The sequence below is a fragment of the Bradyrhizobium genosp. L genome, assembly GCF_015624485.1.
Taxonomy (GTDB): Bacteria; Pseudomonadota; Alphaproteobacteria; order Rhizobiales; family Xanthobacteraceae; genus Bradyrhizobium.
This window is the reverse complement of the sequence record NZ_CP061378.1, coordinates 751491-772808: the sequence shown is the minus strand read 5'-3', so window position 1 is coordinate 772808 and position 21318 is coordinate 751491. Positions and strand designations below refer to the sequence as shown.

15 protein-coding genes are annotated in these 21318 nt (G+C 65.2%); 10 read left to right on the top strand and 5 right to left on the bottom strand.

Annotated features, from left to right (window positions below):
- Positions 1-227 precede the first annotated feature (227 nt).
- From IC762_RS03525 to IC762_RS03515, 3 genes are read left to right on the top strand one after another with little or no spacing between them, the layout of a single operon-like run.
- Positions 228-1295, top strand: a complete 1068-nt coding sequence (locus tag IC762_RS03525) for an acyl-CoA dehydrogenase family protein (RefSeq protein WP_195787271.1) — start codon at positions 228-230, stop codon at positions 1293-1295.
- Positions 1296-1311: 16 nt separating this feature from the next.
- A complete protein-coding gene (locus IC762_RS03520; RefSeq protein ID WP_195787270.1) occupies positions 1312-2472 on the top strand; it encodes an acyl-CoA dehydrogenase family protein in 1161 nt (386 codons plus the stop codon).
- 17 nt (positions 2473-2489) lie between these two features.
- Positions 2490-3290 (top strand): enoyl-CoA hydratase/isomerase family protein, encoded by an 801-nt coding sequence (locus IC762_RS03515; protein ID WP_195787269.1) that lies wholly within the window; start codon positions 2490-2492, stop codon positions 3288-3290.
- 160 nt (positions 3291-3450) lie between these two features.
- Here the strand turns inward: IC762_RS03515 and IC762_RS03510 are convergent, their stop codons facing one another.
- The 4 genes from IC762_RS03510 to IC762_RS03495 form a co-directional block, all read right to left on the bottom strand.
- Complete coding sequence (locus IC762_RS03510) at positions 3451-4206, bottom strand: hypothetical protein (protein ID WP_195787268.1); 756 nt, start codon at positions 4204-4206, stop codon at positions 3451-3453.
- A 3-nt stretch (positions 4207-4209) separates the two neighbouring features.
- Entirely contained in the window at positions 4210-5004 is a 795-nt protein-coding gene (locus tag IC762_RS03505) for an enoyl-CoA hydratase (protein ID WP_195787267.1), read from the bottom strand.
- A 109-nt stretch (positions 5005-5113) separates the two neighbouring features.
- The gene (locus tag IC762_RS03500; protein WP_195787266.1) at positions 5114-6319 is read right to left on the bottom strand and encodes an ABC transporter substrate-binding protein; all 1206 of its coding nucleotides are present in this window, start codon (positions 6317-6319) and stop codon (positions 5114-5116) included.
- A 158-nt stretch (positions 6320-6477) separates the two neighbouring features.
- Positions 6478-11526 (bottom strand): beta strand repeat-containing protein, encoded by a 5049-nt coding sequence (locus tag IC762_RS03495; RefSeq protein WP_195787265.1) that lies wholly within the window; start codon positions 11524-11526, stop codon positions 6478-6480.
- A 417-nt stretch (positions 11527-11943) separates the two neighbouring features.
- On the opposite strand from IC762_RS03495, the gene IC762_RS03490 reads away from it, so the two are divergent.
- The 3 genes from IC762_RS03490 (at position 11944) to IC762_RS03480 (ending at position 15315) form a co-directional block, all read left to right on the top strand.
- Complete coding sequence (locus IC762_RS03490; protein WP_246801759.1) at positions 11944-12690, top strand: thermonuclease family protein; 747 nt, start codon at positions 11944-11946, stop codon at positions 12688-12690.
- A 66-nt stretch (positions 12691-12756) separates the two neighbouring features.
- Positions 12757-14253, top strand: a complete 1497-nt coding sequence (locus IC762_RS03485) for a M48 family metalloprotease (protein WP_195787264.1) — start codon at positions 12757-12759, stop codon at positions 14251-14253.
- Between the two features lie 273 nt (positions 14254-14526).
- Positions 14527-15315 (top strand): transporter, encoded by a 789-nt coding sequence (locus tag IC762_RS03480; protein WP_246801409.1) that lies wholly within the window; start codon positions 14527-14529, stop codon positions 15313-15315.
- A 138-nt stretch (positions 15316-15453) separates the two neighbouring features.
- Here IC762_RS03480 and IC762_RS03475 read toward each other — a convergent pair whose 3' ends face one another.
- Positions 15454-16743, bottom strand: a complete 1290-nt coding sequence (locus tag IC762_RS03475) for an MFS transporter (protein ID WP_195787262.1) — start codon at positions 16741-16743, stop codon at positions 15454-15456.
- 189 nt (positions 16744-16932) lie between these two features.
- On the opposite strand from IC762_RS03475, the gene cyoA reads away from it, so the two are divergent.
- The 4 genes from cyoA (at position 16933) to cyoD (ending at position 21316) form a co-directional block, all read left to right on the top strand.
- Entirely contained in the window at positions 16933-18099 is a 1167-nt protein-coding gene (cyoA, locus tag IC762_RS03470) for a ubiquinol oxidase subunit II (RefSeq protein ID WP_195787261.1), read from the top strand.
- 183 nt (positions 18100-18282) lie between these two features.
- Positions 18283-20283, top strand: a complete 2001-nt coding sequence (gene cyoB / locus IC762_RS03465) for a cytochrome o ubiquinol oxidase subunit I (RefSeq protein ID WP_195787260.1) — start codon at positions 18283-18285, stop codon at positions 20281-20283.
- A gap of 11 nt (positions 20284-20294) precedes the next feature.
- On the top strand, positions 20295-20924 hold the full coding sequence (gene cyoC / locus IC762_RS03460; protein WP_195789977.1) for a cytochrome o ubiquinol oxidase subunit III: 630 nt from the start codon (positions 20295-20297) through the stop codon (positions 20922-20924).
- Complete coding sequence (gene cyoD, locus IC762_RS03455) at positions 20921-21316, top strand: cytochrome o ubiquinol oxidase subunit IV (RefSeq protein ID WP_195787259.1); 396 nt, start codon at positions 20921-20923, stop codon at positions 21314-21316. The genes cyoC and cyoD overlap by 4 nt, the downstream gene beginning before the upstream one ends.
- Positions 21317-21318: the final 2 nt, after the last annotated feature.

Sequence of the window (21318 nt, the reverse complement as noted above, 5' to 3'; positions counted from 1 at the left end):
CATACCATATCGCGCAGCCACGTCCCTGCAAATCTGCGTAATCCGCGCTGCGGAATTTATTCATCGCAAGGGTTGGGCGCATGCCTGACCGCATGCCATCCGCGCAAGTCGCCCTGCGGGCCACGCTTGTCACGGCTATGGCTTTTCCGCATCATTGCGCGCAAGACAACGACATAAGCAGAGATCGGCGGAATCGCCGCCCTGCGCCAATCAACACGAGGAACGCTGTGGCGGAGAGTGAGAACATCGTCGCCGAGACCGCGGAGAAGATTTTCGCCGATCTCGCGGATGCCCAGACCATCAACCACGACAAGCAAGGCGCATGGAAGGCGCCGCTGTGGCAGGCGCTGACCGAAGCCGGCCTGCCGCTGTCCTGGGTTTCAGATGATCTCGGCGGTTCCGGCGCCAGCCTCGCCGAAGGATTTGCCGTTCTCAACGTCGCCGGCCGCCATGCGATCGCCGTGCCGTTGGCCGAAACCATGCTGGCCGGCTGGCTGCTGACGCAGGCCAGGATCGCCTCGCCCGAAGGCGAGATGACGGTGGTGCCGGCGACCCCGAAGGACCGCATCACGCTTGCTGGCGACGGCTCGCTCTCCGGCCGCGCCCGCGGCGTGCCGTTCGCAAAGGACGCGAAGCATTTCGCGGCGCTGGCGAGCGGCAAGGACGGCGCCTCGATCGCGCTGGTCGATGCCGCAAAGTGCCGGATCGAATCCGGCATCGGCCTCGGCGGCGATCACAGCGATACCGTCACGCTGGACAAGGTGCAGCCGGCCGCGATCAAGCCCGCACCAAAGGGTTTCGACCAGACCACGCTGCTGCTGATGGGCGGCGTGGTGCGCAGCCTGCAGATCGCAGGCGCGCTGGAAGCGATGCTCGACATCTCCGTGCGCTACTCCAACGAGCGCGTCGCCTTCGAAAAGAAGATCTCGAAATTCCAGGCGGTGCAGCACAACCTAGCCCGGCTCGCCGGCGAGTCCGCTGCCGCGCTGGCGGTTGCGACGTCGGCCGCCGACACCCTCGTCAATGCGACGTCGCTCGCCACCGACGCCGTTTTCCTCGAAGCAGCCTCCGCAAAGATCCGCTGTTCGGAAGCCGCGGAAAAGGGCGGCGGCATCGCGCATCAAGTCCATGGCGCGATCGGCTTCACCATCGAGCACATCCTGCACCGCTACTCGCTGCGGGCGCTGGCCTGGCGCGACGATTTCGGTTCGGAGAGCTACTGGGCGGTCGAGCTCGGCAAGCTCGTCGCCGAGCGTGGTGCCGATGAATTGTGGCCGCTGATGGCTTCGCGCTGAGATCGGGACAGACATCATGACCGCAGCCCTTCGTTTCGATCCGATCCGCCTGCCCGAGAAATGCGAGCAGCTCCGCAAGGAAGTGCGCGCCTTCCTCGCCGAGGAAATCGCCGCCGGCACCTTTGATCCCCACGCGCCGAACCGCGAGGACAATGACGCGCCGGAATTCTCCCGCCGCGTCGGCGCCAAGGGCTGGCTCGGCATGACCTGGCCGAAGAAATATGGCGGCCAGGAACGCTCGTTCCTCGAGCGTTACGTCGTGACCGAAGAGATGCGGGTGGCGAACGCGCCGACCCGGCGCTTCTTCGTCGCCGACCGCCAGAGCGGGCCGGTGCTGTTGAAATACGCCCCGGAGCATATCAAGGTGGACATCCTGCCGCGGATCTGCCGCGGCGAGGTCTGCTTTGCGATCGGCATGAGCGAGCCGAATTCCGGCTCCGACCTGTTCGCGGCCAAGACGCGCGCGACCAAGACCGATGGCGGCTACCTGATCAACGGCACCAAGATCTGGACCTCGTCGGCACATATCGCCGACTACATGATCGCGATCTTCCGGACCTCGCCGCCGACCAAGGAAAATCGCCGTCACGGCCTGACCCAGTTCCTGGTCAAGATGAAGCAGCCGGGCATCCAGGTAAACCCGATCGGCCAGATCACCGGCCAGTTCGAGTTCAACGAGGTCGTGTTCACCGACTATTTCGTACCCGACGATCACGTGCTCGGCGAAGTCGATGGTGCCTGGAAGCAGGCGACGTCGGAACTCGCGTATGAACGATCGGGCCCGGAGCGCTTCCTCGAGACCTACTACGTGCTGACCGAACTGGTGCGCGCGGTCGGCAAGAATCCGGACACCCGCTCGGCCGAAGGCATCGGACGGCTGGTGGCGCAGGTCCACACCATGCGGCGCATGTCGGTGTCGGTCGCGGGCATGCTGCAGGCCGGCAAGGAGCCCGTGGTGGAGGCCTCGATCGTCAAGGACATCGGCACGGTATGGGAGCAGCAGCTGCCGCACCGCGTGCGCGATCTCGCGGCGTTCGTCGAGGAGACCGCGACCAACCGCGAGACGCTGGAGAAGCAGCTCGATTTCGCCATCAAGACCGCACCCAAATTGACCATCCAGGGCGGCACCACCGAAGTGCTGCGCGGCATCATCGCCCGCGGCTTGGGCCTGCGCTAATTCAACGAGGAACGATCATGACCAAATACACGGATATCGGCGTCGAGACCCACGGCCATGTCGGCCTGATCGAGATCCGCAAGCCGCCGCTGAATTTCTTCGACGTCGCGCTGATCAACCAGATTGCCGACGCGCTGGAAGAGTTCGACAACAACATCGAGATCCGCGCCTCGGTGCTCGCGGCGCAGGGCAAGGCGTTCTGCGCCGGGGCCAATTTCGGCGATCCCGCCCGCCAGGAGCAGGAAGAGCGCGCGAAATCCGATCCGGCCTCGAACCTGCCGATCAACCATCTCTATGTTCAGGCGGTGCGCATCTTCCGCAACAAGAAGCCGATCGTTGCCGCGATCCACGGTGCGGCGATCGGCGGCGGTCTCGGCCTCGCGGTGTCGGCCGACTTCCGCGTCGCCTGCCCCGAAGCGCGCTTTGCGGCCAACTTCACCAAGCTCGGCTTCCATCCGGGCTTCGGCCTGACGGCGACGCTGCCGGAGTTGATCGGCAAGAACAATGCGGAATTGATGTTCTACACCAGCCGCCGCGTCACCGGCGAGGAGGCCTATCGCTGGGGTCTTGCCAACGTGCTGGTGCCGCAGGACCAGGTGCGATCTGAGGCGATGAAGCTCGCGCAGGAGATCGCCGAATGCTCGCCGCTCGGCCTGGTCTCGACCCGCGCCACCATGCGCGCCGGCCTCGCCGACCGCGTGCTCGCCGCGACCAACCACGAGCTCGCCGAGCAGACCAAGCTCCGCGCCACGGAAGACTTCAAGGAAGGCGTGAAAGCGACCGCCGAACGCCGGGTCGCGAACTTCAAGGGGCGGTAAGCCCGCGTCGCTCTCTCCACATGTCGTCCCGGCCTCCGAGCCGGGACCCATACGCCGGGCCCGTGAAAAGGGCACACGCAGCGTTAGCTTGCTTCTCCAACCACGTTCGGTGGCTATGGGTCCCGGCCTGCGCCGGGACGACGTTGGGGATGCAGCGAAGTCAGGTTGTCAATCGAAACGTCACGCCGCACAGCAAGAACTCGTCGCCGGACACGACGCAGCCCCTCGCCTTCGCAGCCTCCAGCACCTTGCGCTTGTCGGCGACCTCGAACGTCAACCCGCTCATGATCTCGCTGTCGCCCTTCACGAAGCGGAAGGTGCTGTTTTGCAGCGTCACGACGGCGCCATCAGCTTGCACGCCGATGATCCGGCCCCAATGCGCCGCCAGCCCCTCGGGGTCCGGGCTCCGCATCTCGACCTCGGTCAACGCCAGGGTCGTATCCTTGCGGATCGACTTCTGCCAGTCCGGCCCGGCGGGCGGATACGGTCCCATCACGTCGTCGCTGCCGTCGGTGTGATTGAACTCGATGAAGGCGGCGCGGCAGTCGCGTGGGTGCAGCTGGACGCCGTGATAGGGCGCGTGCGTGATCACGTTCGCCGTGCGCACACCGATCGCGTTGGCCTTCGCGCCACGCGCGTCGGGATCCTCGCAGCAGAAGATCGCCATATAGCCGCCGCGACCGCCGGTCTTCTCGATGAAGCGGCCGGCCGCGGTGCCCGGGCCCGGCTGGAACGGCGCCACCACCTCCAGCAGGATGGTATCGACCGGCAGCAGCGCGTTTTCCAGGCCGTATTTGGCGACGTTGCCGTCGCGGTAGCAGACATCGAGGCCCATGATCGCGGAGATATCCGCAATGACGGGCGCGAGCTGCGGCGCCACCAGGCAGATCTGCCGCAGCCGCATGTACGCGGCCATCGCCTATTGCCCCTGGAAGGTGGGCTTGCGCTTCTCGACAAAGGCCTTGGCGGCTTCCTTGTGGTCAGCGGTCTCGCCGGCCCGGGTGTGGTGGATCGACTCACCGTCAAAGCAGGCTTCCAGGGTCATCGTCTCGGCATTGTTGATGTTGCGCTTGATGTAGCCGAGCGCCACCGACGGCCCTTGCGCCAGCGAGCGCGCCAGATCGAGCGCCTCCGCCTCGACGTCGGCATCGGGCACCACCTTGGAGACGATGTGCAGGTTGAACGCCTCCTGCGCCGACAGCACCGGTGACATCAGATAGAGCTCGCGCGCCTTGGCGCTGCCGAGCATCTTGGTGAGGAAATAGGTGCCGCCATAGTCACCGGAGAAGCCGACCTTGGCGAAGGCGGTGGTGATCTTGCAGGACGCGCTCGCCACGCGCAGGTCGCAGGACAGCGCGATCGACAGCCCTGCGCCGGCCGCCGCACCATCGAGCTGCGCCACCACGGGCTTTGGCATCGTATGCAGGATGCGCGAGACCTCCATGCCACGGCGCAAATTCGCCATCTTGGTCTCGAACGGCAGCGGCGCGCGGCCCTCCGCCATCGACTTGACGTCACCGCCGACGCAGAACGTGCCGCCGGCGCCACGGATCAACACCGCGCGGACGTCCGGATCGCTCTCGGCGCGCCGGGCCGCCTCGACCAGGCCGCGCGTCATGTCGGGATTGAGCGCATTGCGCCGCTCCGGGCGGTTCATGGTGATGGTGAGCAGGCCCTGCTCGAGGGATTGGAGCACCATCTGGTTGTCGCTCATGGCGTTTGCCTTTCGTTGTTGTTGGTTGCTACGGCGTCATTCGGGGTGAACCCGGAATCTCGAGATCCCGGGTCTGATCCTTCGGAGCATCCCGGGATGACGCTTCGCGTCATTTCTTCACCAGCGGGCAGCGCGAGTCGGCCAGCGGCTGGAACGCCTGGTCGCCCGGCACCGTCGCCAGCAGCTTGTAGTCGTCCCAACGTCCCTTGCTTTCCGACGGCTTCTTGACCTCGAACAGGTACATGTCGTGCACCATGCGGCCGTCGTCGCGGATCCGGCCGTTCTTGGCGAACATGTCGTTGATCGGGGTCTCCTTCATCACCTTCATGACGGCGGCGGAATCGGTGGTGCCGGCGGCCTTCACCGCCTTGAGATAATGCAGCACCGAGGAGTAGACCCCGGCCTGCGCCGAGGTCGGCACCCGCTTGGTGCGCTCCATGAAGCGCTTCGAGAAGGCGCGGGTGTCGTCGTTGAGATCCCAGTAGAAAGCCTCGGCGAGCAGCAGGCCTTGCGCAGTCTCCAGTCCGACACCGTCGATGTCGGTGACGAAGGCAAGCAGCGGCGACAGCTTCTGGCCGCCCTTCATGATGCCGAATTCCGCGGCCTGCTTGATCGCGTTGATGGTGTCGCCGCCGGCATTGGCAAGCCCGATCACCTTGGCCTTGGAGGCCTGCGCCTGCAGCAGGAAGGACGAGAAGTCCGAGGTGTTGAGCGGATGCCGCACGCTGCCCAGCACCTTGCCGCCCGACTTCAGCACCACGGCGGTGGTGTCCTTTTCCAGGTCCTGGCCGAACGCATAGTCCGCGGTCAGGAAGAACCAGGTGTCGAGCCCGGATTTCACGGCGGCAAGCCCGGTGACGTTGGCCTGCGCGAAGGTGTCGAACACGTAGTGCACGGTATAGGGGCCGCAGGCCTCGTTGGAGAGGCGGATCGAGCCCGGGCCGTTGAAGATGATGATCTTGTTGCGCGCTTTCGCGATCTCGCCTGCGGCGAGCGCGGTCGCCGACGCCGCGACGTCAAAGATCATCTCGACCCCCTGATTGTCGAGCATGTCGCGGGCAATGTTGGCGGCGAGGTCGGCCTTGTTGAGATGGTCGCCGACCACGATCTCGATCTTGCGGCCGAGCACTTCGCCGCCGAAATCCTCCGCCGCCATCTTGGCCGCGGTTTCGCTGCCGGGGCCGGTGATATCCGCATAGAGGCTCGACATGTCGAGGATGCCGCCGAGCTTCAGCGGCGGCTTGCCCTGCGCCAGCGCCGCATTCGCCGTAATCGCAAGCGCGCAGGCCAGCACGCCGGCCAAAACTCGTCTCATCAAAACCCTCCCGGGAAAGCGCGGACCGGTTCTGCACGACGGCGGGTCCGCTTCAGCGCGCGGGATCATGCCGCATGCCATCCGGAGCGGCAAGCCACGGACGCCACGGATGTTTTCCGCTCGACGGAATGACACTCCGCGCGCGGCCGCAAGAAAGATCAGGCGTGCAGTTCGGCGACCGGCGGATAGGGTGTTCCCGGCGGCAGACCGAGATAGAGGGCCTGGATGCCGTACTGATCCGCAAATGTCGTCGCGGCGGCATCGAGCAGGATGTGGCCGGTCGAATCGAAATGCAGCTCCGGCCGCTCGAGCGCGCCGACCGAATAGGCGGGGGTCGAGGTTTCGTTGATCTCCAGCAGATTGAACACCTGCGTGACGGCGGAGAGATCGGGATGATTGCCGGCGGCGTCGTTGACGACGGCGCCGTTGGAAGCAAAGCCGGTGACGGTCAGCGCCGAGGTCTGGTCCGTCGCCGACACGACGTAGTCGAACACGAGCTTCGACGTGTCGCCCTTCGCCATCGTCGCCACCGCATCGTAAACTGCGGTGCCGCCGTCGTTCAGCGTCAGCTCCGGCGTTCCGCCGGCCACGCTGACCCCCTCGTTGAAGCCGATGGTGAACTGCACCGTCGACCCCGCCATGACGCTGCCATTGGAGACGGATGCACCGAACTCGGTGATATGCGGCGCCGTGGTGTCGAGCGTGAAGCTCAGGCTCGCCACCGCACTGAGATTGCCGCCCGCATCGGCCTCCTCGACCGATACCGTGTGCGCGCCGTCCTGCGAACCGTCCGTCGCGAAGCTCGGCATAGTCGACGAAAAGCTCGTCGCATTGTCCACCTTGAACAGCAGCGTATCGGCCGGATTGGACTTGAAGTAGTCGATCACCGGATCCCTGGTGACACCGTCGGTGGCCGAGGTGCCGCTGTCCCATTGCAGCGCCAGGTGCGGCGCGCCCGGACTGTTGGTGTCGCCGGTGAAGGTGACGGTGTTGCTGGCGGCGCCGTAATTGCCGGCGATGTCGGTGTAGCCCGCGGCCGCGACCGACAGCGCATCAGACAGATTGACCGCGACCTGGGGCGTGAAGGTCGCGGTGTAGATGTCATGTCCGCCGTTGAGGCCGACATGTTGAAAATCGCTCAGCGCGCCGCCGCCAAGCTGGACATCGGAAAGTGAAAAGCCCGCAACCGCCTCGGAGAAGTCGAAGGTCACGGTCGCGGTCTGCCCCGGCGCGAGCACGGGGTGATCGGCCGACACCGTGACCGTCGGCGCGGTGGTGTCGAGCGTGAACGTCAGGCTCGACGCCGCGCTGACATTGCCGGCGGCATCCTGTTCCTCGACCGATACCGTGTGCACGCCATCGGTGGTGATGACCGGCACGACCGTGGTGAAGCCCGCCGCGCCGTCGAGCTTGTAGAGCAGCGTGTCGGCGGGATTGGCCTTGGTGTAGTCGATCAATGGATTGCTGGTGACGTGGTCGGTGCTCAGCACGCCGGTGTCCTGGTGCAGCGCCAATGTCGGAGCACCCGGCTGTTCGTTGTCGACGGTGGCAGCGCTGCTGCTGGCTGAGCCCGTGTTGCCGACGTGGTCGATGACGGTCACGCCGACCTGGGCCGAGGCCGTGTCGATGTTGCCGGCGGCAATGATGTAGGTCGCGGTCCAGACGCCGGCGTTATCGGTTGCGACCACCGATCCGCCGCCGAACTGCGTGAAGTCGAAGGTCACCCCGCCGGCGTTGATGGTATCGGTGTTGTGGTCGCCGGTTCCGCTGTCGTCCCAGGTCGCGGTGACGGTATCGCCGATCTTGAACGCGCCGCCGGCGCCCGAAGCACCGGACAGATGGATATTCGCAGTGGTGACCACCGGCTGCTCGTTGTCGACATCGACGGTGACGGCACTGGTGGTGGTCGCATTGCCGACGTGGTCGGTGACGGTGACCCCGACATGGGCCGGGGCTATGTCGATATTGCCGGCGGTGATGGTGTAGCTCGCGGTCCAGATGCCGCCGTTGTTGGTGGCGACCACCGCGGTGCCGCCGCCGAACTGCGAGAGGTCGAAGGTCACCCCGCCGGCGTTGATGGTGTCGGTGTTATGGTCGCCGCTGGCGCTGTTGTCCCAACTCACGGTGACGGTGTCGCCGATCTTGAATGCGCCGCCGGTGCCGGTGCCGCCGCTCGCATGGATATTCGCCGCGTGGACCTGCGGTATCATATCGTCGACGGTGACGGCGCTGCCACTGGCGGTGGTCGCGTTGCCGACGTGGTCGGTGACCGTCACCACGACATGGGCGTTGGCGGTGTCGATGCTGCCGATGGCGATCGTGTAGCCCGCGATCCAGTCGCCGTGGCCCAGGTTGCTTCCCGCGACGGCCGACGGACCGCCGAACTGCGAGAAGTCGAAGGTCACGGCGCTGATGGTATCCGTGTTGTTGTCGCCGGCAGCGCTATTGTCCCAGATTGCGGTGACGCTATAGCCGACCCCGAACGGGCCACCACCCGTGGTGATATTCGCCGTGGTGACGACCGGCTGCTCGTTATCGACGGTGACGGTACTGCTGGCGGCAGTGGTGGCGTTGCCGACATGGTCGGCTGCCGTCACGCCGACATGTGCATTGGCGGTGTCGATGGCACCCGCGGTGATGGTGTAGGTCGCGTTCCAGACGCCGCCGCCCTGATCGGTCGCGATGACCGCCGATCCGCCGCCGAACTGCGAGAAGTCGAAGGTCACGCCGCCGAAGGAGATCGTGTCGGTGTTGTTGTCGCCGCCGGCGCCGCCGTCCCAGGTGGCCGTGACGGTGTCGCCGATCTTGAATGCGCCGCCGGTGCCGGTGCCGCCGGATACGCTGATATGCGCCGGAGTGACGACCGGCTGCTCGTTGTCGACGGTCACGGGACCGCTGGACTGGGTGCTCGAGTTGCCGACGTGGTCGAGCACGTCCACGTTGACGTGGACGCCGCTCTGGTCGACGGTGCCCGCGGTGATCGTGTAGGTCGCGGTCCAGATGCCACCGCTGTTGGTCGCGTGCACCACCCCGCCGCCGAATTCCGTGAAGTCGGCGGTCACGCCGCCGGCATTGATGGTGTCCGTGTTATGGTCGCCGCTGGCGCTGTTGTCCCAACTGACGGTGACGGTGTCGCCGATCTTGAACGCGCCGCCGGTGCCGGTGCCGCCGGAGATGCTGATATGCGCCGCAGTGATGACCGGCTGCACATCGTCGACGGTGACGGCGCTGCCGCTGGTGGTGGTGGCGTTGCTGCTGGTATCGGTCGCGGTCACCGCGACATGGGCGTTGGCGGTGTCGATGCTGCCGGCAGTGACGACATAGGTCGCGGTCCAGACACCGCCGCTGTTGGTCGCGTGGACCGCCGACCCGCCGCCGAACTGCGAGAAGTCGAAAGTCACGCCGTTGATCGGATCGGTGTTGTTGTCGCCGCTGGCGCTGTTGTTCCAGGTCGCGGTGACGGTGTCGCCGATCTTGAACGCGCTGCCCGTGCCGCTGCCGCCGCTGACGTGGATGTTCGCCGCGGTGACGGTCGGCCCGGTGCTGCCGAGATAGCTCACGGCGGTCACCGTGGCTTCCAGCGGAACGTCGTGGTTCGATACGCCGTTGCCCGCAGTCTCATTGTAGCTGATGAGGCTGCCCGAAGGCCCGGCCACCGCATAAGGCCCGAGCTGCACGGACGAAGACCCGCCGCTTGTCGTCAGGTCATAGACCGTCGTATCGGCCGACGTCAGGCTCGGACCGACCTCGATGACCTTGTTGGTGCCGGGATATTCCGTGTAGCCGCTGTTGCTCTGCGAGACCAGCGTGATCGCGTAGTTGCCGTTCGAGAGCGTGACCACCGACCAGGGCATGTTACCGGTCGCGACCGATCCGACATTGGCCACCGTGATCGGCGATCCGAGCGCACCGGTGGCCGACAGCGTCTGGGCCATCAGGTTGGTGCCGCTGAAGTAGAACGCCACGAAGCCGCCGCCCGAGGCGGCGGCCGTGAAATTCAGGTAGCTCGAGCCCGGCATCGGCTGGTCGAGCAGGACGCCGCTGCTCGCAAGCGACGTGGCGCCGGCCGGAATGAACGCGTATTTGCTGTTGAGACTGCGGTCCTCGTAGGTCTCGACGATGTCCCCAGCCGAATCGACATAAGCAAAGCCATAGCCACCGGTGATGCTGAAGCTCGCGCCCGCCGTGCCCGTATTGCTGAAGCGCTGGACGACAACGTCGACCTCGTCGTTGGTTGCCGTCGAGACGACGAAGCCGTTGTTCGCCGGATCTTCCGCAATCCAACCGTAACCATTGAAGTTGTTGCTGGCGGCGGCATCGAGCGTGATCAGACCGCCGACTTGTGTCCCGTCGGGCGTGAAGATCTGAACGTAGTAATCTGGAAGGTTATCGTTGTTCTGGGCTCCTTCACCGCCATTGCTGGCGTTCGACCCCCAATACAGCACGGCGAAATTGCCGTTGGTCAGCGCCGTGACGGAGGCCCCGCCGACGTAGTCGGTCGAAACGCTTCCGCCGGGCAACGGCATATCGACGAAACTGACGTTCGAGCCGTTGACGATCGCGACCTGCAAGCCGGTATCGACGGGATTGCCGCCGGCGGAACTATCGTTGGAACCGGGCGGCGTCGCGCCGACCAGCACGGTATTGCCACCCGTGAGATAGGCGACACCGAACACCGCGCCGAAATTGTTCGACGCGGTCGTGGTGTTGTGGACGACGGTGACCTCGGAGTTCGGCGCCGGATCGACCGGGACCAGCGGCTGGTCCGATGTTGTCGTCGCGGCGTCGGTCTGCACTATCAGTGCGGCGTAGCTTTCGAGCGCGACATCGGTGACCGTGACCGATCCGTCTTCAACCGCGCCGGAGTACACAAGCTGGAAGCTGCCGGATTGATCGGTGACATCTGCGGCGCCGGGATGATCGGAGCCCGCACCACCGCCGTCGACCACGAAGGCCTGCGCGTCCGGGAGCAGCCCGTGCGAGGCATCCGGCGTGTCGTGGACCTCTATCGCGCCCGCGGCGCTACTGCTCTGTGGCAGCGTCGATGGATGGGCTTCGGAAGAATGCGCTTGGGAGGACTGCGGATCGAAAATCGTGAACGGCGTGACAAAGTCAGAGGCAAATGGATCGTTCAGTCCCGCAACGTTGCTGTCTGCAATATCGTCGCCGGCGCCATGATGCCCCGGCAGCCATTTGTTCAGCCTCATTGGCCGCACTCCCGCGTGCCAGGGCTGGGTTTATGTGCGGAGCTCTTATCCGCTTTCTTGCGCTTCGAGAAAAAAGTCGCGCAAGCGTATAATTGACGCGCACTGGCAATGCGACAAAAGGTAACAGTGGATCGCGACGCCAACAAGACAAATAAGGATTGATTAACTTTAGTCGACCACGGCCGCGCGATTCGCGTGGACGCCTCTAGAATTGCGGCGACGCACGTCCCGGAATGAGACTTGAATGGCCGCGACGATGGAACCGAATGCCACCGCAAATGCCGTTCATTCAACCGGCAGTTGCGAAGCGGCGTGAACAGCGGCAGATTCGGACGCGACCGAACCGGCGGACCCAGCACGGAAAGCATGACACGCGCGCGCAAGAGAGCACCAAATCGCAGACTGAATGTGCTGACGATCACGACGGCCTGCGCCGTGCTGATCGGCGCGTGCATCGGGCGGGCTGACGCGGCCGGATGCGATTTCGAGACCCAGGGCGAAGGTCGTGTCGCAGCCATCGTCGATGCACGCAGCTTCCGGCTCGATGACGGCAGCGAGATCAGGCTGGCCGGTATCGAAGTCGCGGACAAAGCCAAGGCGATGGCGGCACTATCGGCGCTTTTGGTCGGCCGCGAGGTGAGCCTGCGCGGCGGCGACGACACGCCGGATCGCTATGGCCGCCAGCCGGCTTACGTCTTCCTCGCCGGGAGCGAGACGCCGGTGCAAAGCGAGTTGCTCCGGCAGGGGCTCGTGCTGGTATCGCCCGACAGCGTGGCCAAGGACTGCACCGCGCTGCTGATGGCGGCGGAGGCCGAGGCGCGGGCCGCCAAATCGGGAACCTGGGGAGAGTTAACGGTCATAAAAAACGCCGAAAGTCCGGGCGATATTTTGGCGGGGATCGGGCGCTTTGCGGTGGTCGAGGGCAGGGTTTTGTCGGTGCGGCAGGCTGGGTCAACGACCTACCTGAATTTCGGCCGAAACTGGACACAGGACTTTGCGGCGACTATTTCAAGGCGCATAGTCCCTGCGTTCGAGGCGGCCGGGTTGGCGCCCAAGTCCCTCGAAAATCGAAGGATTCGGGTCCGAGGCTGGGTGGAAGCACGACGTGGGCCACGAATCGAACTGCTCCGGGTCGGGCAGGTGGAGCTGGTTGGCGGGAACTAGGGGCGCGGGACCGCAGAGATCGAAGCCCCGTTCGGTTCATTCGATAAAATTGTGAGTTTTGAAAACGTGATTGAGCGCGCAGGACGGCGTGGGGAAGTGACGGGTCGCTGCCTTGCAGCTGCGCCGGCGCTGCTTTGCGCCGCGCTCACGCTCTCGGCCTGCGGCAACGCCGGCCGCTTCGAGCAGGTCGCGGCGCCCCCGGCGTCGGCCGCGCCGATCAAGCCGAACCGGATCGTGCAGCAGACGCCGGCCAGCGAGCGCGAGCATGAGCGCATCCTGTCGACCTATGGCGGCGCCTATGACGACCCCAGGCTCGAGGCGCTGATCAGCAAGACCGTCGAGCGGCTGGTTGCGGCCTCCGACCGGCCCGACCAGGCCTACAAGGTCACCATCCTCAATTCCGGCGCGGTCAACGCCTTCGCACTGCCGACCGGCCAGCTCTATGTCACGCGCGGCCTGATCGCGCTCGCCAGCGACACGTCCGAGCTCTCCTCGGTGCTGAGCCACGAGATGGCGCATGTGCTGGCCAAGCACGCCGCGATGCGCGAGGACCAGGCCCGCCAGGCCGCGGTGGTGACGCGCGTCGTCACCGACATGAGCACCGATCCCGATCTCACCGCGCTCGCACTCGCCAAGACCAAGCTGACGATGGCGAGCTTCTCGCGGCAGCAGGAATTCGAGGCCGACGGCATCGGCGTCGGGATTGCCGCGCGCGCGCATTTCGATCCCTACGGCGCGGCGCGCTTCCTGACCGCGATGGAGCGCAACGCCGCGCTCAAGGTCGGCCGCACCGCGCTCGATCCGCGTGCGCAGGATTTCACCTCCTCGCATCCGGCGACGCCGGAGCGCATCGCCAATGCGCAGACCACCGCGCGGCAATACTCGTCGCCCGACAGCGACGAGCGCGACCGCGAGACCTATCTCGCCGCGATCGACAACATCGTCTATGGCGAGGATCCGAGCGAAGGCTTCGTGCGCGGCCGCCGCTTCCTGCATCCCAAGCTCGGCTTCACCTTCACCGCGCCCGACACCTTCACGCTCGACAACACCGCGCAGGCGGTGATCGGCGTGCGCGAGGGCGGCAGCCAGGCGATGCGCTTCGACGTGGTGCGGGTGCCGGCCGAGCAGTCGCTCGGCGATTACCTCAACTCGGGCTGGATGGAAGGCGTCGACAAGGCCTCGACCGAGGACATCAACATCAACGGTTTTCCGGCGGCCTCCGCCACCGCGCATGGCGACCAGTGGCAGTTCAAGGTCTACGCGCTACGCTTCGGCAGCGACGTCTACCGCTTCATCTTCGCCGCCAAGCAGAAGTCCACCGAGAGCGAGCGCAATGCGCGCGAGACCGTCAACTCGTTCCGCCGCCTGACCCTCGAGGAGATCCAGGCCGCACGTCCGCTGCGCATCAAGGTGATCAACGTGCAGCCCGGCGACACCGTGGAATCGCTCTCGCACCGCATGGCCGGCATCGATCACCCGGCCGAGCGCTTCCGCGTCCTCAATGGCCTCGACGCCCACGCCCAGGTCAAGCCGCGCGACCGCGTCAAGATCGTGGTGGATTGAGGCTCGCGGACATCGATTGAGCCCGCGCTTAATCACCGCCGTCGTCCCGGCGAAGGCCGGGACCCATAACCACCGTCATCAGTCGTTTGAAGAAGCTGGGGCCACGGCGCGCTCAAGCAACAATGCTCTGTGGTTATGGGTCCCGGCTTTCGCCGGGACGACTCGTGGAGGGTGCAGTTATCTAGCAGGCTGAGGCGGGAATATCTGCCGCCTCGCACGATCTCCATTGGTGCTGCCCCCCAGCAGCGGCACCGCGCGATTGGAGCATCCCCAGTGTTTCTGAACCGGCTCGGTGTCGTCGCTCGATTGACCGCGCTTGCGACAGCCGCCTCCGCTGCCGCCCATGCAGAAGGCTGTCCGAAATCGAGCGACGAGATGGCGACCGACCGGCCCGACGTGACCAATTCGAGCATCGTCGTGCCGGTCGGAAGCCTGCAGAACGAGAACGGCGTCAACCTGACCGGCCGCGACGGCGGCCGCACCATCGACGGCAGCAACAGCCGCTGGCGGCTCGGCGTCGCGCCCTGCCTCGAGGTGCTCATCGATTTGCCGAGCTATGTCGGCCCGCTGAAAGGACTGGGCGCTTCAGGCTTTTCCGACGTCGCGCCGGCGGTCAAATGGCAGGTCAGCCCGGTGCCCGGCAAGATCGACCTGTCGATCACGGCCGGCGTCGCGCTGCCGACCGGCGCGACCGCGATCGCCGGCCGTGGCACGCAGCCCTACATCCAGCTGCCATGGTCGTGGGAGTTGCACGATGGCTGGGGGCTCAGCGGCATGTTCACGGAGTTCTTCCGTCCCGCCGAGCTGACGGGCCGCCACATCTCGGAGGCGACCTTCGTGATCGAGAAGAAGCTGACCGAAAAGCTCAGCGTGTTCACCGAATATGTCGGCGATTATCCCAATGGCGCGGTGCCGACCCAGCTCATCAATTCCGGCGGCATGGCTCATTTGACGCCGACCCAGCAGGTCGACCTCCATGTCGCGTTCGGCCTCAACCGCAACTCGCCGACCTATGTGGTCGGCGTCGGTTATTCCTTCCGCGTCGACGGGCTGTTTCGGTGAACTCCACCTCCCCTTGAAAAGGGGAGGTCGCTTTGCTCGCCAGAGCAAAGCGGGTGGGGATTCGGTCTCTCCGCATAGAGCGGTGCTTGTGGCTGCCCCCCATCCCGACCTTCCCCCTTTCAGGGGGAAGGAGATGAGTCAGCTCTCCGCCTCGCGCAGGCCGCTGAGCCACAGCGCCAGCAGCGTCCACACCGCGCCGGACAACAGATACGCACCGGCCGAGAGCAGGCCGAAATGGGTCGCCAGCAGCAGCGCCGCAAGTGGCGCGAAGCCGGCGCCGAACAGCCAGGCGAAATCCGAGGTCAGGGCTGACGCCGTATAGCGATAGGTCTGCGCGAAGCTCGAGGCGATCGCGCCCGACGACTGGCCGAAGGACAGACCGAGCAGCACGAAGCCGAGCACCATGTAGACGGTCTCGCCATAGGCGCCGGCGTCGAGCAGCTGCGGGGCGAAGCCGCTATAGACCGCGATCGCGATCGCCGAACCGATCAGCAGCGGCTTGCGGCCGATGCTGTCGGCGATCACGCCCGAGGCCACGATCGCGCCGACGCCGACCATGGCGCCGACCATCTCGATGATCAGGAAGCGCACCGGGCTCTCCCGGGTGAACAGGAACACCCAGGATAGCGGAAACACCGTGACCATGTGGAACAGCGCAAAGCTCGCCAGCGGCGCGAAGGCGCCGAGCAGGATGTGGCGCCCCTCTTCCTTGACGGTCTCGCTGATGCGTGTCGGCTGCAGGTCGCGGCTTTCGAACAGCTCGGCGTATTCTTCGGTCGCGACGATCCGCAGCCGCGCGAACAGCGCCACCACGTTGATGGCGAAGGCGACGAAGAACGGATAGCGCCAGCCCCAGTCGAAGAAATCGTCCGCCGACAGATTGCCGGCAAAGAACGCGAACAGCGCGCTCGCCACGATCAGCCCGAGCGGCGCGCCGAGCTGCGGCACCATCGCGTACCAGCCGCGATGCCGCGAAGGCGCATTCATCGCCAGCAGCGAGGCAAGGCCGTCCCAGGCGCCGCCCCACGCGATACCCTGCGCGATCCGCGCCGCGGCGAGCAGCCAGATCGCGGCGGCACCGATGTCGGCATGACCGGGCAGGAACGCGATCGCGACCGTGGACGTCCCGAGCAGGAACAGCGCGATGACGAGCTTGGCGCCCTTGCCGTGCCGGCGGTCGACCGCCATGAAGATGATGGTGCCGAGCGGCCGCGCGGCGAACGCCAGCGCGAAGATGCCGAATGAATAGAGCGTGCCGGTGAGCTCGTTGACGAACGGAAACACCAGCTTCGGGAACACGATCACCGAGGCGATGGCGTAGACGAAGAAGTCGAAGAATTCCGAGGTCCGCCCGATGATCACGCCGATGGCGATCTCGCCGGGCTTGGCCTGGCCGTGACCTGATGCCGTCGGGGTGCCGTGAGCCATTGCTGGGGCCTGTGCCATCGCCGAAACCGTCCCTGGAAAGTGCGGCCGCGGGCAGCCTTTGCCGCGCGTTCCCGGTAAATTTCTGATCCCCCATCTCGCACTGCAACATTGGACAAATTGTCCAATGTCCGATTTGCTGCATCGCAGCTACCCCTTGGCAGAACTCATAAAATTCTAATGGGGTGAGCCGTGCGCGCCTTGAAATTACTGGCCTTATTGCCGTTTGTGGCGCTGCTCGGGGGTTGCGATTTCGTCGTCCTGGCCCCCGCCGGCGACGTCGCCGCCCAGCAGCGCGACCTGGTCGTGATCTCCACCATCCTGATGCTGGTGATCGTGATTCCGGTGATGGCGCTCACCGTGCTGTTCGCCTGGCGCTACCGCCAATCCAACACGGAAGCCACCTACGAGCCGGAGTGGGATCACTCGACCCAGCTCGAGCTCGTGATCTGGTCGGCGCCGCTCCTGATCATCATCTGCCTGGGCGCGCTGACCTGGATGGGCACCCATCTGCTCGATCCCTACCGCACGCTCGGCCGCATCGACACCAACCGCCCGATCGCGACGCAGGACGCTCCGCTCAACGTTCAGGTGGTGGCGCTCGACTGGAAGTGGCTGTTCATCTACCCCGACTACGGCGTCGCCACCGTCAACGAGCTCGCGGCTCCGGTCGACCGCCCGATCCGCTTCGCCATCACGGCCTCCTCCGTGATGAACTCCTTCTACGTCCCGGCCCTCGCCGGCCAGATCTACGCCATGCCCGGCATGGAGACCAAGCTGCACGCGGTCGCCAACCAGCCGGGCACCTTCCGCGGCTTCTCCGCCAATTACAGCGGCGCCGGATTCTCCGGCATGCATTTCGCGTTCAAGAGCCTGTCGGCCGCCGACTTCGACAAATGGATCGCAAGCGCCAGGGCGAGCCCGGACATGCTCGGCCGCAGCGACTATCTGCAACTCGAACGCCCGAGCCAGAACGATCCGGTCCGCTTCTACGGCACGGTCGATCGCGATCTCTACAAGGCGATCCTCAACATGTGCGTCGAGCCGGGCAAGATGTGCATGAGCGAGATGATGGCGATCGACGCCAAGGGCGGCCTCGGCCGCGAGGGCCTCAACAACACGCTGCCGCTGACCTACGACAAATACGCCCGCCGCGGCGCGCCGCTCGGCAACGCGCCGACCTTCGTCGCCGGCATCTGTTCGATGGACGAGATCAAGGGTGCGCCGTCGCGCGATGTCGCCGCGCCGCTCGACCTGACGCCGCTGCGCGGGGTCGGGCTGAAGCGCCCGCCGTTCCTGCCCGTCAACCCGTCATCGACGTCTTTGCTGCTCGGCCAGCGCCCGAAATCAGACTCCTGAGGCAGATGTGAAGTCCTTGTCCTCATCCACCGTTGTCGTCGCCCGGCCCGACCGGGCGACCCAGTACGCCGCGGCTTATCGGCTCAAGTACTGCCGTCTCCGGAATACTAAATCACCCGCATTCGCGGGTGATGACACCGAGCAAGCTGAGCAAACCAATTCCGCTATCCTGAGGACCGCCGCATGAATCCCGATCTCATCAAGATGGTCTTCGGCCGCCTCAACCTCGACGCGCTGCCGCTGCACGAGCCGATCCTGGTCGGTACCTTCGCGGTGGTCGCAACCGGCGGCCTCGCGCTGTTCGCGATCGTCACCTACTTCCGGCTCTGGGGCTATCTGTGGCGCGAGTGGTTCACCTCGGTCGACCACAAGCGGATCGGCATCATGTACATGGTGCTCGGCATCGTGATGCTGCTGCGCGGCTTCGCCGACGCGCTGATGATGCGCCTGCAGCAGGCGATCGCCTTCAACGGCGCCGACGGCTACCTCCCCGCACATCACTACGACCAGGTCTTCACCGCCCACGGCGTGATCATGATCTTCTTCGTGGCGATGCCGCTGGTCACCGGCCTGATGAACTTCGTGATGCCGTTGCAGATCGGCGCCCGTGACGTCTCCTTCCCGTTCCTCAACAATTTCAGCTTCTGGATGACGGTCGGCGGCGCCGTGCTGGTGATGATGTCGCTGTTCGTCGGCGAATTCGCCCGCACCGGCTGGCTCGCCTACCCGCCGCTGTCGAACATCGGCTACAGTCCCGACGTCGGCGTCGACTATTACATATGGGGCCTGCAGGTCGCGGGTGTCGGCACCACGCTCTCGGGGATCAATTTGATCTGCACCATCGTCAAGCTGCGCGCGCCGGGCATGACGATGATGAAGATGCCGGTGTTCACCTGGACCGCGCTCTGCACCAACGTCCTGATCGTCGCCTCCTTCCCGGTGCTGACGGCGGTGCTGGCGCTGCTGGCGCTCGACCGTTACGTCGGCACCAACTTCTTCACGAACGACTTCGGCGGCAACCCGATGATGTACGTGAACCTGATCTGGATCTGGGGCCATCCCGAGGTCTACATCCTGATCCTCCCGGCCTTCGGCATCTTCTCCGAGGTGACCGCGACGTTCTCCGGCAAGCGCCTGTTCGGCTACACCTCGATGGTCTACGCCACCGTCGTCATCACCATCCTCTCTTATCTCGTCTGGCTGCATCATTTCTTCACGATGGGCTCCGGCGCCAGCGTCAATTCGTTCTTCGGCATCACCACGATGATCATCTCGATCCCGACGGGCGCGAAGATGTTCAACTGGCTGCTCACGATGTATCGCGGCCGCATCCGTTTCGAGCTGCCGATGATGTGGACGATCGCCTTCATGCTCACCTTCGTGCTCGGCGGCATGACCGGCGTGCTGCTGGCGGTGCCGCCGGCCGACTTCGTGCTGCATAACAGCCTGTTCCTGGTCGCGCATTTCCACAACGTGATCATCGGCGGCGTGCTGTTCGGCCTGTTCGCCGGCATCAACTACTGGTTCCCGAAGGCGTTCGGCTTCAGGCTCGATCCGTTCTGGGGCAAGCTGTCGTTCTGGTTCTGGGTCTCGGGCTTCTATTTCGCCTTCATGCCGCTCTACGTGCTCGGCCTGATGGGCGTCACAAGGCGGCTGCGCGTATTCGACGATCCGTCGTTGCAGATCTGGTTCGTGATCGCCGCCTTCGGTGCGCTGCTGATCTTCCTCGGCATCATCTCGATGCTGGTGCAGTTCGCGGTCAGCATCCTGCGTCGTGAGCAGCTGAAGGACACGACCGGCGATCCCTGGAACGCGCGGACGCTGGAATGGGCGACCTCGTCGCCGCCGCCGGCCTACAATTTCGCCTTCACGCCCGTGGTCTACGACAACGACGCCTGGTGGGACATGAAGCGCCGCGGCTACAAGCGTCCGCTGACCGGTTTCAAGCCGATCCATATGCCCTCCAGCACCGGCACCGGCGTCATCCTCGCCGGGCTCGCGACCGTGATGGGATTCGGCCTGATCTGGTACATCTGGTGGCTCGCCGCGGTCTGCTTCGTCGCTTTGCTCGCGGTCGCGATCGGCCACACCTTCAACTATCACCGCGACTTCGACATCCCCGCCCAAGATGTGGACCACGTCGAAGCCGCGCGCACGCGCCTTATCGCCGCGGGAGCCAAGTGATGAGCCAAGTCATGACCGTCGCCACCGCCCCCACGCAAAGCGCCGAACCGGTCTTCCACGTCATCGACGAGCACGCGCATCCGGAAGGCGCCAGCACCATGCTGGGCTTCTGGATCTACCTGATGAGCGACTGCCTGATCTTCGCGATGCTGTTCGCGACCTTCGGCGTGCTCGGCGGCAACTACGCCGCCGGACCCGCGCCGAAGGACCTGTTCGACCTCAAGCTGGTCGCGCTCAACACCACGATGCTGCTGCTCTCCTCGATCACCTATGGCTTCGCCATGCTGACCATGGAGAAGTCGAAGATCGGCGCCACCCAGGCCTGGCTCGCCATCACCGGCCTGTTCGGCCTCGCCTTCCTCGGCATCGAGCTCACCGAATTCGCGCACATGATCCATGAAGGCGCGACGCCGCAGCGCAGCGCCTTCCTGTCGTCGTTCTTCACGCTGGTCGGTACCCACGGCCTGCACGTCACCTTCGGCCTGGTCTGGCTGGTGACGCTGATGGCGCAAACGGCGCGCTTCGGCCTGATCGAGGCCAATCGGCGCCGCCTGATGTGCCTGTCGATGTTCTGGCACTTCCTCGACGTCGTCTGGATCGGCGTCTTCACCTTCGTCTACCTGCTGGGAATGCTGCGATGAACACGGAAGCTCACGCCCTCGAAGCCAACGCCGGCGGTCACGGCGGCCACCACGTCCATGACGCGGCGGCCCACGGCTCGCTGAAGACCTATCTGATCGGTTTCGGCCTCTCGGTGGTCCTCACCGCGATTCCGTTCTGGCTGGTGATGACCGGCGCGATCGCCGACAAGCAGGTCACCGCCGTGATCGTGCTGGCGCTGGCCGCGGTGCAGATCGTGGTGCACATGGTCTATTTCCTGCACATGAACACCCGCTCCGAGAACGGCTGGATCATGATGGCGCTGATCTTCACCGTGATCATGGTGCTGATCGGGCTGACCGGCTCGCTCTGGGTCATGCACCACCTCAACACCAACATGATGCCGGTCCACGACATGAGCCAGATGCCGTGACG

Excerpts from the sequence above, each read along its gene's own strand:
- IC762_RS03520 (WP_195787270.1), top strand. The coding sequence starts at position 1,312 with ATGACCGCAGCCCTTCGTTTCGATCCGATCCGCCTGCCCGAGAAATGC.
- IC762_RS03515 (WP_195787269.1), top strand. The coding sequence starts at position 2,490 with ATGACCAAATACACGGATATCGGCGTCGAGACCCACGGCCATGTCGGC.
- IC762_RS03510 (WP_195787268.1), bottom strand. The coding sequence starts at position 4,206 with ATGGCCGCGTACATGCGGCTGCGGCAGATCTGCCTGGTGGCGCCGCAG.
- IC762_RS03505 (WP_195787267.1), bottom strand. The coding sequence starts at position 5,004 with ATGAGCGACAACCAGATGGTGCTCCAATCCCTCGAGCAGGGCCTGCTC.
- IC762_RS03500 (WP_195787266.1), bottom strand. The coding sequence starts at position 6,319 with ATGAGACGAGTTTTGGCCGGCGTGCTGGCCTGCGCGCTTGCGATTACG.
- IC762_RS03495 (WP_195787265.1), bottom strand. The coding sequence starts at position 11,526 with ATGAGGCTGAACAAATGGCTGCCGGGGCATCATGGCGCCGGCGACGAT.
- IC762_RS03475 (WP_195787262.1), bottom strand. The coding sequence starts at position 16,743 with ATGGCTCACGGCACCCCGACGGCATCAGGTCACGGCCAGGCCAAGCCC.
- cyoB (WP_195787260.1), top strand. The coding sequence starts at position 18,283 with ATGAATCCCGATCTCATCAAGATGGTCTTCGGCCGCCTCAACCTCGAC.
- cyoC (WP_195789977.1), top strand. The coding sequence starts at position 20,295 with ATGACCGTCGCCACCGCCCCCACGCAAAGCGCCGAACCGGTCTTCCAC.
- cyoD (WP_195787259.1), top strand. The coding sequence starts at position 20,921 with ATGAACACGGAAGCTCACGCCCTCGAAGCCAACGCCGGCGGTCACGGC.